This is a genomic window from Flavobacterium soyae (assembly GCF_021245985.1).
Lineage (GTDB): Bacteria > Bacteroidota > Bacteroidia > Flavobacteriales > Flavobacteriaceae > Flavobacterium > Flavobacterium soyae.
Genome location: NZ_JAJQXA010000004.1, coordinates 153,126 through 167,721, shown reverse-complemented (window position 1 = coordinate 167,721; position 14,596 = coordinate 153,126). Strand labels below are relative to the sequence as shown.

14 protein-coding genes are annotated in these 14,596 nt (G+C 32.6%); 4 read left to right on the top strand and 10 right to left on the bottom strand.

The window, feature by feature from the left end; translation table 11 throughout:
- The first annotated feature begins 59 nt into the window (after positions 1 to 59).
- Positions 60 to 1,067 carry a recombinase RecA gene (recA, locus tag LUU93_RS07255; protein WP_232679799.1) on the top strand — a complete coding sequence of 336 codons (1,008 nt, stop codon included), beginning with the start codon at positions 60 to 62 and terminating at the stop codon, positions 1,065 to 1,067.
- Positions 1,068 to 1,630: 563 nt separating this feature from the next.
- Here the strand turns inward: recA and LUU93_RS07250 are convergent.
- The 3 genes from LUU93_RS07250 to LUU93_RS07240 all read right to left on the bottom strand — a co-directional run bounded on the left by LUU93_RS07250 (position 1,631) and on the right by LUU93_RS07240 (position 3,161).
- Complete coding sequence (locus LUU93_RS07250) at positions 1,631 to 2,386, bottom strand: lysophospholipid acyltransferase family protein (RefSeq protein WP_232679797.1); 756 nt, start codon at positions 2,384 to 2,386, stop codon at positions 1,631 to 1,633.
- Positions 2,387 to 2,555: 169 nt separating this feature from the next.
- The gene (locus tag LUU93_RS07245; protein WP_438821636.1) at positions 2,556 to 2,669 is read right to left on the bottom strand and encodes a GxxExxY protein; all 114 of its coding nucleotides are present in this window, start codon (positions 2,667 to 2,669) and stop codon (positions 2,556 to 2,558) included.
- A gap of 114 nt (positions 2,670 to 2,783) precedes the next feature.
- Positions 2,784 to 3,161 (bottom strand): GxxExxY protein, encoded by a 378-nt coding sequence (locus LUU93_RS07240; RefSeq protein WP_232679795.1) that lies wholly within the window; start codon positions 3,159 to 3,161, stop codon positions 2,784 to 2,786.
- Positions 3,162 to 3,436: 275 nt separating this feature from the next.
- Here LUU93_RS07240 and trpS point away from each other — a divergent pair, with 275 nt between their 5' ends.
- Entirely contained in the window at positions 3,437 to 4,411 is a 975-nt protein-coding gene (gene trpS / locus LUU93_RS07235; RefSeq protein ID WP_232679793.1) for a tryptophan--tRNA ligase, read from the top strand.
- Between the two features lie 54 nt (positions 4,412 to 4,465).
- On the opposite strand, the gene LUU93_RS07230 is transcribed toward trpS, so the two are convergent.
- Together LUU93_RS07230 and dprA are read right to left on the bottom strand one after the other, a co-directional pair.
- Positions 4,466 to 5,326 (bottom strand): hypothetical protein, encoded by an 861-nt coding sequence (locus LUU93_RS07230; RefSeq protein WP_232679791.1) that lies wholly within the window; start codon positions 5,324 to 5,326, stop codon positions 4,466 to 4,468.
- A gap of 153 nt (positions 5,327 to 5,479) precedes the next feature.
- On the bottom strand, positions 5,480 to 6,580 hold the full coding sequence (gene dprA, locus LUU93_RS07225; protein ID WP_232679789.1) for a DNA-processing protein DprA: 1,101 nt from the start codon (positions 6,578 to 6,580) through the stop codon (positions 5,480 to 5,482).
- A 238-nt stretch (positions 6,581 to 6,818) separates the two neighbouring features.
- Between dprA and LUU93_RS07220 the strand changes: the two genes are divergently transcribed.
- A complete protein-coding gene (locus LUU93_RS07220; RefSeq protein WP_232679787.1) occupies positions 6,819 to 7,784 on the top strand; it encodes an HU domain-containing protein in 966 nt (321 codons plus the stop codon).
- A gap of 127 nt (positions 7,785 to 7,911) precedes the next feature.
- Positions 7,912 to 8,355, top strand: a complete 444-nt coding sequence (locus tag LUU93_RS07215) for a hypothetical protein (protein ID WP_232679785.1) — start codon at positions 7,912 to 7,914, stop codon at positions 8,353 to 8,355.
- A gap of 37 nt (positions 8,356 to 8,392) precedes the next feature.
- On the opposite strand, the gene LUU93_RS07210 is transcribed toward LUU93_RS07215, so the two are convergent.
- The 5 genes from LUU93_RS07210 to LUU93_RS07190 all read right to left on the bottom strand — a co-directional run bounded on the left by LUU93_RS07210 (position 8,393) and on the right by LUU93_RS07190 (position 14,246).
- Positions 8,393 to 9,151, bottom strand: a complete 759-nt coding sequence (locus LUU93_RS07210) for a hypothetical protein (protein ID WP_232679783.1) — start codon at positions 9,149 to 9,151, stop codon at positions 8,393 to 8,395.
- A gap of 132 nt (positions 9,152 to 9,283) precedes the next feature.
- On the bottom strand, positions 9,284 to 11,575 hold the full coding sequence (locus LUU93_RS07205) for a helix-turn-helix domain-containing protein (RefSeq protein WP_232679781.1): 2,292 nt from the start codon (positions 11,573 to 11,575) through the stop codon (positions 9,284 to 9,286).
- Positions 11,576 to 11,682: 107 nt separating this feature from the next.
- Complete coding sequence (locus LUU93_RS07200) at positions 11,683 to 12,258, bottom strand: OmpH/Skp family outer membrane protein (RefSeq protein WP_053474345.1); 576 nt, start codon at positions 12,256 to 12,258, stop codon at positions 11,683 to 11,685.
- 685 nt (positions 12,259 to 12,943) lie between these two features.
- Entirely contained in the window at positions 12,944 to 13,792 is an 849-nt protein-coding gene (locus LUU93_RS07195) for a class I SAM-dependent methyltransferase (protein WP_232679779.1), read from the bottom strand.
- Positions 13,793 to 13,880: 88 nt separating this feature from the next.
- Entirely contained in the window at positions 13,881 to 14,246 is a 366-nt protein-coding gene (locus LUU93_RS07190) for a hypothetical protein (protein WP_232679777.1), read from the bottom strand.
- Between the last annotated feature and the right edge of the window lie 350 nt (positions 14,247 to 14,596).

Below are 14,596 nucleotides of genomic sequence, written 5' to 3'. Positions count from 1 at the left end.
ATTCCACTATTTGGTTTTTGAAAGGCAGAAAATAACAATTTTTAGATATTTAAGAAAAGATGAGTTCAGACAAAGAAGCCAAATTAAAAGCGCTGCAATTAACGCTTGATAAACTTGACAAAACCTACGGAAAAGGAACCGTAATGAAAATGGGCGACAGAGCCATTGTAGAGGTAGAAACGATTTCTTCGGGTTCTCTTGGCGTTGATTTAGCTCTTGGAGTAAATGGATATCCGAAAGGAAGAATTATAGAAATATACGGGCCGGAATCATCTGGTAAGACTACATTAACATTGCATGCAATTGCCGAAGCTCAAAAAGCTGGCGGTATTGCTGCTTTTATTGATGCGGAACACGCTTTTGATAGAAATTATGCTGAAAAATTAGGTGTTGATATCGAAAATTTAATTATCTCGCAGCCAGACAATGGTGAACAGGCTTTAGAAATTGCCGAAAACTTAATTCGTTCAGGCGCTATCGACATTGTTGTAATTGACTCTGTTGCGGCTTTAACGCCAAAAAGTGAAATTGAGGGTGAAATGGGAGATTCAAAAATGGGTCTTCACGCACGTTTGATGTCTCAGGCACTAAGAAAATTAACCGGAACAATCAGCAAAACAAATTGTACTGTTTTCTTTATCAACCAGCTGCGTGAAAAAATTGGTGTTATGTTCGGAAATCCTGAAACAACAACCGGTGGTAACGCATTAAAATTCTACGCTTCTGTACGTTTAGATATTCGTCGTTCGTCTCAAATTAAAGATGGAGAAAACGTAATTGGTAACAGAACTAAAGTTAAAATCGTTAAAAACAAAGTTGCCCCACCGTTTAAAACTGCCGAATTTGACATTATGTACGGAGAAGGTGTTTCTAAAACAGGTGAAATTCTTGATTTAGCGGTTGAATTTGAAATCGTTAAAAAAGCAGGATCTTGGTTTAGCTACGGAGACACTAAATTAGGTCAGGGTCGTGATGCAGTAAAAGCTTTAATTAAAGATAACCCAGAATTGGCTGATGAATTAGAAGCTAAAATTAAAGCTCACATGAAAGAATTAGCTGATGCTTAAAATTTTAAAAGTATTTAAAAATCAATACTTTGCATTATAAACCCGGAAGTTTTTAAACCTTCCGGGTTTTTTATTTGAAAAAAAATAAAAAAAAGACGCAACCTTTTTAAAACTATCGCATCTATACAAATAGACATAATGTTTAATTGGTATTGGCCATAAATACTTAATTCAACATTTTTTTTATAATAAATTTGGTTGGTTGATTCATTAAAAGTCCGTTAGTTTCGCTCATGGTTCTAACGGGTTTTTACTGGTTTTTGAAAAAAAAATTATCTAATCGATACCAACCTTTTTAGTTTTTTTCGATCTAATATATTATGACACTAACCTGAGTTTTAACCAAACTCTTTATTATCAAGCCATAAATATTTAACCATGAAGGAAAAAAGAGAAATGCAGCGGGGTAAAAAACTAAAAAAAACCAAATTAAAAATTAGAAAAATATTGCGTTTTATCTCAGAGAAAATAATTCACCGATAAGCTTTTTGAATATAAACGGGGGTTTTTATTTCGAAAGAAAACCCGGCAAGTGTAAAATCCTGCCGGGTTTGTTATTTTAATTACTCTTTTAAATCTTTCCTTTTAAACTCAAGTAAATCTTTATAAATCAATTGTCTTACATTGTCTCTGAGGTCTTTTCTGTTATCCGGTTTTAAACCATTTGTTTCTACAAAAGGCAGGATTTTTCCCCGCATTTTTCCGGGACTTCCGCTTAAAAAAGTATAAGAGAAACGTTCTTTATTATCGGCAAAAACGATTGGCACAATAGGGATTTGATGCTCAATTGCCAATCTAAAAGCACCATCTTTAAATTCGTCCAGTAAAATAGATTCGTCATCAGGAACTCCCCCTTCTGGGAAAATACAAATACTTAAACCCTGATTTAAACGATCTTGCGCACGTTTGAAAACTTCATTTTTGCTTTTTGAAGAATTTCTGTCTACCAAAATACAGGTTCTTTTGTAGAAAAATCCAAATAGCGGAATCTTCACAAGCTCTTTCTTTCCAACAAAAACAAACGGATTTTTTATAATGGCAAGCATAAGCATAATATCTGTCATTGAAGTATGGTTTGCCACGATCATATAACTTGTATTTTTGATAAGCTTTTGTTCGCGTTTTACTTTGTAATAAAAACCCATCCCGAAAAGGATAAATTTAGCCCAAATGCGGGCCATTTTGAAAAAATAAGGGTATCCTCTCTCCGAGATAATAGAAATCAGTAAAAACGGCAGCATAATCAATATTGGAACCGCCATTAAAACGTAAAACCAAATGCGCCAAATAATCCAAAAAACAATCTTTAATCCTTTCATGGTTTCAAATGTAAGAAAACCGAAATGAATTTTAAGCAAGAATTTATTTGATGAATAATTTTACACTAAGTCTTTAGGTTTTTTAACGCAAAGTGCGCAAAGGTTTTTCGCAAAGGAAAGAAGTTATTTTTTTTAAGATTTGCTTTGCAATGAGTTCGCAAAGCTTTATCTATAAGTTGTTTATAACTCTTCTTATTCCGTTTTTCAAGAGGCTTTCATTGAAATTTACAAGTAAGCCTAGTTTATAATTTCCTAGTTTTAAATAGGTTAAAGTTTGTGCCAAATGGTTGGGGAGTTTCTACGGTGGTTTTTAACGCAAAGGGCGCAAAGGATTTTCGCAAAGGAAAGAAGTTGTTTTTTTTGAGATTTGCTTTGCAATAAGTTCACAAAGCTTTATCTATAAGTTGTTTATGACTCTTCTTATTCCGTTTTTCAAGAGGCTTTCATTGAAATTTACAAGTAAGCCTAGTTTATAATTTCCTAGTTTTAAATAGGTTAAAGTTTGTGCCAAATGGTTAACGGTGAGTGATTCAACAGTTTTTATTTCGATTAAAAACTTGTTCTCTACAAGCAAATCAATTCGGTATCCACAATCAAGCTTCACTTCTTCAAAAACTAATGGTAAAGCTTTCTCTTTTTCAACTAGAAGTCCTCGCTGCGTAATTTTATAGAACAAGCATTCTTTGTAAACATTCTCTAATAAACCCGGACCAAGTTTTTTATGAATTTCAATAGCAATTCCAATTATAATATTTGATATTTCGTTTTCTGTCATATTAAAAAACATCAAATTTATAAATATATTCTTATAATTAACACAATAATCTTAACTCTAAAAGTTTTAAAAATATTAATCCTTCTAGACAAAGCTTTGCGAACTCATTGCAAAGCAAATCTCAAAAAAACAACTTCTTTCCTTTGCGAAAATCCTTCGCGCACTTTGCGTTAAAAGCGCCAAAGAACTTCCAAACTTTAAGCAAAATCATCGTGTGCTTTGCGGTTAAAAAAAACATCACGACCTTTGTGGTTAAAGAATAAGAAAAAACGAGAATGGCAAAAATACTTACTGGTGTTCAGAGTACTGGAACGCCACACTTAGGCAATCTATTGGGAGCTATTATCCCTGCAATTGAATTATCGAATAATCCGGCAAATGAATCATTTTTGTTTATTGCTGATTTACATTCGATTACACAAATTAAAGATGGCAAAACATTAAGAGAAAACACATACAGCACGGCAGCGGCATGGCTTGCCTGCGGTTTAAATCCTGATAAAGTTACCTTCTACAGACAATCTGATGTGGTTCAAACTGCTGAATTGACTTGGTATTTAAGCTGTTTTTTTCCGTTCCAGCGTCTGACTTTGGCACATTCTTTCAAAGATAAGGCCGATCGTTTAGACGATGTTAATGCCGGCCTTTTTACTTATCCGATGTTAATGGCTGCTGATATTTTGCTATATGATGCGGAGTTTGTTCCGGTTGGAAAAGACCAATTGCAGCATTTAGAAATAACACGCGACGTAGCTTCAAGATTTAACCACCAAATGGGAGAAACCTTTGTAATTCCAGAAGCTAAAATTCAGGAAGACAGTATGTTAATTCCGGGAACGAATGGTGGAAAAATGAGTAAATCTGCCAACAATATCATCAATATTTTCCTTGATGATAAAGTGTTACGCAAGCAGGTTATGAGTATTGAAACAGATAGTACTCCTTTGGAAGATCCAAAAAATCCAGATACCTGCAACGCTTTCGCCATCTATTCTTTATTAGCAAATGAAACTCAGATTGCCGAAATGAGAGCAAATTATCTTGGCGGAAATTATGGTTATGGTCACGCAAAACAAGCTCTTTTTGAATTGATTACAGAAAAATTCAAAACCGAAAGAGAAAAATATAATTACTACATGAACAATCTTGACGAAGTAGATGCTCTCTTGAAAAAAGGAGCAGCAAAAGCTTCTGTTATTGCTGATGGAGTTTTAGCAAAAGTTCGAGAAGTTCTTGGATTTGGGAAATAAAACGAGAAATAAAAAAGCCTGCTAAATTAGCAGGCTTTTTTATATAAAATTTCTTTAAGCTCTTCCTAATCTGGCCAATAATAAAATCAATCGTAATACAACGATGATAATAATAACTATAGACCAAGTAGACATTCCGCCAGAGGAACTACTGCTGCTATACTCTCTTTCTTTTGCGGCATCAATTCGGTCTTTATGAGATCTAATTGAATTGCTTAATTCGTAATCAATTGGTTTATAATTAACCATTGAAGATACCATTGGTTCTAAAAACTCATTTCGTACACCTGCACTAACAATTGAACCTGACATTTTGCTATAAATTGCCCTTATTTTCTTGTCGTTTTCTGTAGATCTAAAATGAGAAAGCAAGGTATAAAAACTTCTGTATTTTATAAATTCAATTGTTTCAGCACCAGAAGATAAAGATGGATTTTCATCAAATTTATTTCCAACAAAATCAAGTTTTGTACTCACCCTTTGACTCAAGCTGTCTAATGAATTTTGAGGCAGATATTCTTTAACATTCAGAAGATCATCAATAACATCAAACCTATTCTGCGTTATGTTTTGATCGAAAAAAGTATCTAAATCTTTAGATAAAAATCTATCTATAAATGATTTAATGTTTTCTTCATTAACAGAAACGGAGTAATCTGTAATAAATCTGTTTCGGGAGTAATTTTTTCTGGCAAAGAAGTTGTAAAGGATTCGATTATTTGAAATAAACAAAAGCTCTTTTGGAAATTCGTTAAATGCTGTAATCAAATTATCTGCAAGATTTGGGTTTAAATTTGGGCTTTGAGATCGCTCAATTTCAAATTGCTTCCTGACTTTTTCGGAGTCTTCAATGCTAAACGCACTTCGGTTTTCTTTATAAATCCCAGCGTTTTCTAATAGTTCTATTATATTCATTTTTAAGGTTTTGGTAGAGCAAAAATATACTTTTATTACACTTTGCCTAATTTATTTTAGCATAAATGTTAAATAACTGAATATAATTTACAATGAATTAATATTTAAATTATCTTAAATTTAAATATGAAATATCTTTATTCTTAATAAATATTAAATCGCTTCAAATAATTTTCCCGGCAAAGGCCTAATAACTCCTTTAAGTTCCATGTTTAAAAGAATTCCTGAAATTTTAAAAACAGGAAAATCACATTCGAGTGCAATAATATCAAGCAGTTCTTTTCCGCTTTTTAAAAGAAAATCATAGATCTTTTGTTCATCAGGTTCTAGGTCAATAAACAACTGTTTTTGAATCGCTTTGGGTTTCTTCTCGATATCCCAATTGAGCACGTAAATCAAATCGGCGGCGCTGGTTAGCAAACTTGCTTTTTGGGTTTTAATTAAATCATTACAACCCTGACTGTATCTGTCTGTAACCCTGCCCGGAACGGCAAAAACATCCCTATTATAATCGTTGGCTAAATTGGCCGTAATAAGCGATCCGCCTTTATCTGCAGATTCTATTACTATTGTAGCTTCACTTATTCCGGCAACAATACGATTTCGACGAACAAAATTCTCTTTATCCGGATTAGAAGTACTCCAAAACTCAGTAATAAAACCTCCGTTTTCTTCCATTTTTGCCATGTACTTTTTGTGCGTTCGGGGATAAACCTGATTTAATCCATGAGCTAAAACGCCAATAGTCTGCAATTTGCAATCTATTGCAAATTGATGTGCGGCTATATCAACTCCATACGCAAAACCGCTTACAATTACAGGATCAAGCGGTGCCAGATCTTCGATAAGTTTTCGACAAAATTCAGTTCCATGCGATGTGATCTGACGTGTGCCGACAATACTAATAATCTTTTTGTTTTGTAAATTTATATTTCCCCCAGTAAAAATTAAAACCGGCGAATCTATACAATGTTTTAAACGATCCGGATAAGTTTCATCCTGAAAAAAAGAAACATTGATATCATTTTTTCTAATAAATTCAAGTTCCTGATTGGCTTTTTCGAAAATGGTTTTATCCTTTATATTTTTCAGCAAAACTGTGCCAACTCCATCAATTGCAGCAATTTGATTTATTTTCGATTTAAAAATTGCTTCTGCATTTCCGCAATGGTTCAATAATTTTTTTGCCATAATATCTCCCACTCCGTCCACTTTCATTAAGGCCAATAAATAAAACAAATCCTGATCTGACATTGTGTTAAAATATTATGTAAAATAGAAATAAAAACTGTACTCAAATAATAGTGCAAATATGCTAAAAACAAAGTAATTTCTTAATAAAAATTAGAGTTTATGCAAAAACAAAATAAACAATGCTTATAAAGTGTCTTTTAAAATACTGAAAATTAATTGTATATAAAAATCTTGCAATTGTTAATAAAAATTGTGAATAAAATTTTGATAACTATATTCATTACATAACTTTGTTGTTATGAAAATCGAAACTTATATCGCGCAATTATTATATCGTTATCAGTGTGTAACGGTTCCTGGATTTGGGGCATTTTTAACCGAAATTCAATCAGCACAGCTGAATGAAAGTACGAATTCGTTTTTTCCACCGAAGAAAACGGTTTTTTTCAACAGCCGCTTAAAAAACAATGACGGACTGCTGGCAAATCATGTTGCCCAGGCAGAAAACATATCTTACGGAACTGCTGTAAATGGTATCGCTTTTGAAGTACAAAACTGGAGACAGACACTTGAAGAAAATGGCGTTATCAGCCTGAAAAATATTGGAGATCTTCGTCTAAATTCTGAGAACAATATTATTTTTTCACCAAACGATCAAATTAACTATTTATCGACTTCATTCGGATTAAGTCCGTTTGTTTCTCCAATGGTGAAAAGAGAAATTTTCGAAAAGAAAATCGAACAAATCGCAGAAAGAGAAACTACTGCATTATATGAAGATGAAGAAGTTAGATCGTCAAGACCTTATCTAAGGTATGCTGCAATTTTTGTTCTTGGTTTAGGAGTTACCGGAAGTATCGGTTATCCTTTATACCAAAACCAAATTGCTGCACAAACACTTGTTGTAGAAAGCAATGTTCAGAAAAAAGTTCAGAACAAGATTCAGGAAGCAACATTCGTAATTCAAAATCCCCTGCCAGCTGTAACTTTAGCCGTTGATTCTGCAAAAGTAGAAACTGCAGAAGTAAAACTTATGCCGTATCATATTATGGCAGGCGCTTTTAGAAGCGAAGCAAATGCAAAAAAAGCCTATAACCAATTAATTAAAGATGGTTATAATGCGCGAATGCTTGGCGAAAACAAGCATGGTTTATTCCCGGTTTTGTACGGAAGTTATGCTACAATGGGAGAAGCCGAAAAAGCACAGAAAGAAATTCAAAAAGGCGAAAATCCAGATGCATGGATTCTGGTCGAAAACTTATAAAATCCTCAAAATCCTATTCCTTACCGAATAGGATTTTTTTTGTCTTATTCTGTCATTATAAAAAATTAAGCTGGTATTTTTTATCTTTTTCAACATATAATTTCGCCAAAATTTAATTGTATTGTAAATGAAAAAGACATTCAAATTAATAGCACTTATAGTGCTAATTATGAACTCGCAGTATTTTTTTGCTCAAACAAATGCGAATCAAAAAGCTGAAGAAATCGAATTTAAAAAAATCGAAAATGATTATAGAAAATCTTCTGCCGAGCATCACAAAAAACTTGATGATAAATTAAAGGAACTCAAGAAAGAAACAAAAGAGGTAGAAACTAAAAAGAAAAATCTGGTTAAATCTGAAAATAACTTTAACTCAACAAGAGAAAAAATCAGTAAACTGGAAGCTGCCAATCAAAAAATTGAAAACAAAATAACAACGACTTCAGTTTCTGACGAAGAAATTCAAAAGCAGAGAGTAAAAACGAAAAAAAATGAACTTGCTATCCAGAAATTAAAATTAACGCTTATAAGCCAGCAAAAAGACCTCGATAAGGTAATGTCATCACTATAAACATAAAACCCGATTCATATAGAATTGGGTTTTATGTTTATAGTGAAACAATTTTGGTATTTTGAGAAAGGATTTCTTTTCCGTTTTGAGTAATTATTAATCTTGCTGGCGGAGAACCTTTTTCTCCCAAAACTATAATGTCGCAAGTGTAAATATAATTTCCTTTTTTGAATTCGTAACTGTGGTTTCCTCCCGTACCATCAGCTATAAGCTTACCGTTTTGAATAATTAAATCCGGTTTCTCACTCATCTTCTGCTTTACAGACCAAGATGCATAACGGTAATTATCATTTCCTAAATCATCAATCCTAATTTTGAATTTTGAAGTTTCTAAAACACAAACCGGACTTTTGAACTTTGCTATACTCGAATGAACGTTTTGCTTTTGAGAGGAAACAAGTTTTGTTTTCAAGTCTTCTTCGAATTTCGAATGATAATTAATAGCTATCAATTTTCCGTTTGAATCGAACCAGACATTTCCCTTATTCAGCATAATTCCTCTCCATCCCACTTCTGACCAGTCTTTATCGGGTTTTGACGATGTTATTTCTTCTTTTAAAACGGCATCAAAAATCTCCGAATATCTCTTTACAAATTCCGTTTTATTTTTGATTACAGGAATGGGATTTTCTCTTTTTAGCGGATAAGAAATCATGTTTGCAATTGCTTCTTTCTTATCCCCTTTTACGTTGTTGATAAAGGTTTGAATGAATTTTTGATATTCTTTTTTTAGTTCCTGTCCGCTCAAATTCGTGACAGAAAAAATAACCAATGTGATGTATATAAGCTTTTTCATAATTTTCTATTTTACAAAATGTTTTATAGAGTTGATTTAAAATTTCAGTCTATTAAACCCTAAGTTACAAAATCAAAATTGAATTCGGGGCATCGCCGAAAAAATCTAAAATCTAAAATCTAAAATCTAAAATCAATTAATACTGGCTTTGAACATCTTAAGTTCATCCCAGGTAAATTCATCTCCGTATTTTTCTTTCAGCGGACTTAAAGATTCTTCTGCGTAAAATTCAAATGCTTCACGCAGCGCGAGGATTTTATCGTACGGCAGCACATCTGTTATCTCAACTTTCTTGGCTTGGATTAATTTTATTAAATGTGATTCGATCGTTTGAACGGTCAGCTTTCGCATTCGGGCAATGTCTTCAATAGAATTTTTTACCATCCAAAGTTCGTGCGTCTCTTCAACAGTGGTCTTTTTTTCTGCTTTTTTTTCTACTTTTTCTTCCATCTTATCTGCCTTTTTATACGAATAACGCGTAACAGGCTCATCAACCTGAAACATGTCAGTATTCGTCATTTTGAACTCTTCTTTGGTTCTGGAAATCTTTTCGGTTTTGTAATTTTTTATTGCTGGAGAAGTCAGGCTTTCTTTGCTGATTGTTTCACGGGAAACCACAATTTCAACAAGCAGTTTGGCTTTCATCAAACGCAAAACCGCTTTGGTCTGCAAATCATCCAAAAAAGCTAATTCTTCATAAAATTCTTTTACTTTTTTAAATTTCTGAATTTCAGCCATTTTACTCAAAAGATCCGTAACCAATTTGTCCATCGGTTTAAAAAAGTAATCGTAAGCCGCCTCTACTCTTTCCTTCACAAATAACAAATCGACTGTTTCTTTATTGAAAATTTTATTAAGCTGCTGCACGAATTTCTGCGAAGGATCTGCAAGTCCGTCTATAATTTCTAAACGTTTATGCGCCCAGGCAGAATGTTTTGATTTTTCTGATGCCGCCGCATTTTCGTTATAACTAAAACGGTGGTTTCTCCATTCCTGCGCTAAATCTGTCCAGTTAAAACTGTTAATCAAATAGTTATGAATAAAGTTTTTCGTTTCAAAATGAAGCGAATTTTTCAAATCGTCTTCGGTTGCTTTGTTTAAAGCATAATCCATTACATCCTGATCGTTCGACAGTCCGTTCATTTGTATCGGAGAAAGCAAAATAAGCCCATTTAAAGACGTTAAACGAGAAAGTGCTACATAAGCCTGCCCGGGCAAAAAAACTTGCGATACATCGAGCGCAGCTTTTTCAAAAGTTAATCCCTGGCTTTTATGTACCGTAATGGCCCACGCCAATTTGATTGGATAATGTGCAAATGTGCCTAAAACTTCTTCTTCAATCTCTTTTGTGAGTTCGTTTACTTTGTAGCGAATGTTTTTCCACTCGTATTTTTCGACTTCGATTGTTTTGTTTTCTTCGGGAAAATGAACGAAGATTTCTTCTGGCGAAAGTGATTTGATAACGCCCATTTTTCCGTTGAAATATCTCTTATCAAAAGATAAATCGTTTTTTACAAACATAACCTGAGCGCCAACTTTTAGCTTCAGATTTTCTTCAACCGGAAAAATTTTCTCCGGAAAATCCCCCACAACAAAGGGCTGGTAAGCAAATTCATTTCCAGATAAATCATTGATTGCCTGTTCGTTGATTGTATCTGCTTTAGCATTATGTGTGGTTAAGGTTATAAAACCCGGATTCATTTTTAGATCAAAATCTGGTTTTACGTATTGGTTTAAAACCTGAACATCTTCTTTTGTAATCTGATTGTTTCGAAGATTGTTTAAAACCGAAATAAAAGTGTCATCGCTCTGGCGGTAAATCTTAGATAATTCAATATACAATGGCGGATTATGCTGTATTACATGCGAATGAAAAAAGAATTTTCCTTTGTAATAATTACGCAAAGTTCGCCATTCTTCATCTCGAATTACAGGTGGAAGCTGCAATAAATCGCCAATAAAAAGCACCTGAACGCCTCCAAAAGCTTTTGTGTTTCTGCGAACTGTCTGCATCATAAAGTCAATAGCGTCCAGTAAATCAGCGCGAAGCATACTGACTTCATCGATAATCAGCAATTCCATATTGCGGATCACATTTCGCTTCACATTGTTCATTTTGAAATGTCGGCGAAGTGATTCTTTGTTCTCAAATTTTACTGTTTCTGTAAACTGAGAACTCTCTTCATAAGTGGGTAAAAATGCCGAAAATGGCAGTTGAAACATCGAATGAATGGTTACACCGCCTGCATTTAGAGCCGCAATACCTGTAGGCGCCACGACTACGGTATTTTTGTGCGTTGTGGCAATGATTTCGCGCAATAAAGTGGTTTTTCCTGTACCGGCTTTGCCTGTAAGGAATATTGACTTTTGCGTTTGATTGATGAATTGTAAGGTGTAAGCTGCAGCTTCTGAAACGTTTTGCATTAGGCAGGTATTAAACGTCAAAAATATCGCATTTTCATAAAAGAAAAAAACCTAAATCCAGATCTGGATTTAGGTTTTTCATTTAGTTTAGTTAGTTTGGCAGTTTATTATTTTTTAGCCTCTTCTTTTGCAGCTGGTTTATCTTCTGCTTTTGGAGATGCTTTGTACTTATCGTTCAACTCTTTAATAATAACTTTAGTGATATCGTACTTGTCTTCAGCGTATAAAACTGTAGCCGCATCACCTGTCCCGTAGATATAAGAATATCCGTTTTTCTTTCCGTAATCTTTGATGAATTTTTTAACTCCGCTTACAAGAGAATCCATTTCTACACCACTTTCTTGCTGTAATTGCTGTGATAAAGCTTGTTGAGCATAACCCAATTGCTGCTCTCTCTTTTGCAATTCAGCCCCTCTTTGCTGCGCCCAAGCTTGTCCATTTGCTTGTGCCTGACTTTGAAAATTAGCAGCGTCTTGTTTAAAACGAGTAATCTCAGCTTGCAGTTGTCTTCCTTTTTCTTCTGCCTGAGCTTTGTATTTAGCTTCAAGGTCTTTTGCCTCAGTGTACTCTTTCATCAAAACTGAAGTATCCACGTAAGCTGTTTTTACTTCTTTAGCTTCTGTCGCTTTATTACACGAAACAACCAAAATTGAAAGTGCGGTAATTACTAATGCTTTTTTCATTTTTTAAATTTCTAATTTTTTTATTGTATTGAAGACAAAAATATAAAAAAATAAATAGCATCGACATAAAGTTTAAAAAATGCTATAATTTTATGATATTGGTTTTATTTATGGACAAAAATACTATTATAAAATATCACTATTAAAAGTGGCTTTCATAGCTTTTGTTTGAACAATTTTCTCAAAAAAGACAACACAAAACCTCAATTTACCTAAGAAAACGTCTTAAATGCGCTTATTTTACGTTTTTACCCTTTTTAAGTGCTTAATCTGTGTCTAAAACTTTTTTCAAAATCTCCGTTTTGAATTTGATAAAAAAATGAGTGAAAAATGCTTATTTAAAAATTTTTGCTTTTTTTTGAAAAATTCAAAGTGAAAAATTTTTTTGAAGATTTTTTGAAATTTCCATTTTTGAAAATAAAAATCCGGAAACGCAAAAAACAAAAATTCCTTTCATTTTTTGTTCAACGAAATTCAAAATTTAAAAATCGAAAAAAACAAGAAAAAATTCCAAAAATAGCAGCAATTTCAAGGTATTAGTTTTCTTTATGGATGCAAAAAAAGCTATAAAATATCACTATTAAAAGTGACTTTCATAGCTTTCATTAGAGTCTTTTTCTCGGAAAAGACAACACAAAGCCTCGTCTAACCAAAGAAAGCGTCTTAAATGCGTTTATTTTGCGTTTTAGCTGTTTTTTAGCACGTAAATGTGAGATGAATACTCTTTTGTACTCGACGCTTTTAAATTTGATTTTAAACCGATGAAAAATGCTTTAATAAAATTCATTTTTCCGGTTTTGTATTTTTCAGAAAGAAGACTCACATAAAATGAATCAAATTTCATTGGAAGCACTTTTTCTAATTTCATGTCGACTTTTTCGAAAAGTGATTTTATCGCTTTTTTTGAAAAATGCCAAAAATGAATTGGCACATCAAAAGCTGCCCAAAATTCTCCGTAATGTTTTGCGTCGAATGATTTGAAATTTGGAACCGCAACAATTAATGTTCCAGTTGGTTTTAATAATCGCTTCAATTCCTGAATTTGAAGTTCTAAATTTGGAACGTGTTCTAAAACGTGCCACATTGTAATTACATCAAAAGAATTATTTTCGAGTTCGCTGATTTCTTCAACAAATGAAATTCCTTTTTGCTTTGCAATATTTTTTGCTCGTTCGCTTGGTTCAACTCCAATTACATTCCAGCCGTCATTTTTTGCTGTTAACAAAAAATCACCGGTTCCGGCACCTATGTCTAAAATTTTTCCTTTTTTAGATTGTTCTGAATTAATCAAATTCAGTTTATTTTTTAAAGCGATACTTTTTACAAAATGATATGCTTTTTCAAAAACAGAACGTTTGTTATCTGTGTGCGAAATATAATCTTCGCTTTCGTAATATCTTCCTAAATTTTCTAAATCCGGCTGCGGAGAAGTTATCAGCATATCCAGATTTTCATCATAGTACAAATCGAAAATTTCTTTTGAAACAGAATGGTCTTTTACAGTAAGAAAATGTTTTTTGTTTAAAACGTCCATTTTTTAATTATAAGTATTTTTAGTTGAATTCATAACAAACCCTAAAAGTCAAAATTTCACTTTTAGGGTTTTTTGTTTTATTTATTTTTTATCGTTTCCAATTAATTTTTACTCCTGACATTTTTTCATTTTCAATTCTGATTTCTGTCAAAATCGTAAAATCATTTTTAATGTAAAATGGTATTGGAGATCTATAATGTGCGGCGTTTTGTTTTACTTCATTTTCATGATCCACAACCCAGCCATTTAAACTTGTATTATTCTTTTTTAATTCATTCATCAAAAGTGTGCCATTTCCTTTTCCCTGAATTTGATGATCTAAAATTATAGCAAACCAATTTTCATCTTCTCTCAAAAAAGTAAATGCCCAGCCGTTAATTTTATCTAACACATCAAACAGCAAATAATGTTTTGTGTTTGAAAGACCATTTAAGTACAATTCAAAATCCTGCATTGTTTTACAATTTAATCTTGCCGGATATTCCTCATTCCAAAGTTCTCTTAAAACTTATTTTTCTTCTTCAGATAAAATTTCTTTTTCAACAATCTTCATATAAATGAATTTTAGATTTTAAATTGATGATTTTAGATTACCTAAAAGATCAAAAAAATTAAATAGTTTCACGTGGAACAAATACCATTTTAGATTTCTGAGTTTAGATTTTAGATTGTTTTATTAGAATCTAAAATTTTAATTCCCTTCAATTTGTTTCACGTGAAACAAATCAAATAAATTACTAGTAATCGATCCAAGAAAAATCTAAAATCTAAAATCTAAACTCAGAAATCTAAAATTTAAAATCT

What these genes read in the sequence shown, in the direction of transcription:
- recA (WP_232679799.1), top strand. Translation starts at nt 60, where the DNA reads ATGAGTTCAGACAAAGAAGCCAAATTAAAAGCGCTGCAATTAACGCTT.
- LUU93_RS07250 (WP_232679797.1), bottom strand. Translation starts at nt 2,386, where the DNA reads ATGAAAGGATTAAAGATTGTTTTTTGGATTATTTGGCGCATTTGGTTT.
- LUU93_RS07240 (WP_232679795.1), bottom strand. Translation starts at nt 3,161, where the DNA reads ATGACAGAAAACGAAATATCAAATATTATAATTGGAATTGCTATTGAA.
- trpS (WP_232679793.1), top strand. Translation starts at nt 3,437, where the DNA reads ATGGCAAAAATACTTACTGGTGTTCAGAGTACTGGAACGCCACACTTA.
- LUU93_RS07230 (WP_232679791.1), bottom strand. Translation starts at nt 5,326, where the DNA reads ATGAATATAATAGAACTATTAGAAAACGCTGGGATTTATAAAGAAAAC.
- dprA (WP_232679789.1), bottom strand. Translation starts at nt 6,580, where the DNA reads ATGTCAGATCAGGATTTGTTTTATTTATTGGCCTTAATGAAAGTGGAC.
- LUU93_RS07220 (WP_232679787.1), top strand. Translation starts at nt 6,819, where the DNA reads ATGAAAATCGAAACTTATATCGCGCAATTATTATATCGTTATCAGTGT.
- LUU93_RS07215 (WP_232679785.1), top strand. Translation starts at nt 7,912, where the DNA reads ATGAAAAAGACATTCAAATTAATAGCACTTATAGTGCTAATTATGAAC.
- LUU93_RS07210 (WP_232679783.1), bottom strand. Translation starts at nt 9,151, where the DNA reads ATGAAAAAGCTTATATACATCACATTGGTTATTTTTTCTGTCACGAAT.
- LUU93_RS07205 (WP_232679781.1), bottom strand. Translation starts at nt 11,575, where the DNA reads ATGCAAAACGTTTCAGAAGCTGCAGCTTACACCTTACAATTCATCAAT.
- LUU93_RS07200 (WP_053474345.1), bottom strand. Translation starts at nt 12,258, where the DNA reads ATGAAAAAAGCATTAGTAATTACCGCACTTTCAATTTTGGTTGTTTCG.
- LUU93_RS07195 (WP_232679779.1), bottom strand. Translation starts at nt 13,792, where the DNA reads ATGGACGTTTTAAACAAAAAACATTTTCTTACTGTAAAAGACCATTCT.
- LUU93_RS07190 (WP_232679777.1), bottom strand. Translation starts at nt 14,246, where the DNA reads ATGCAGGATTTTGAATTGTACTTAAATGGTCTTTCAAACACAAAACAT.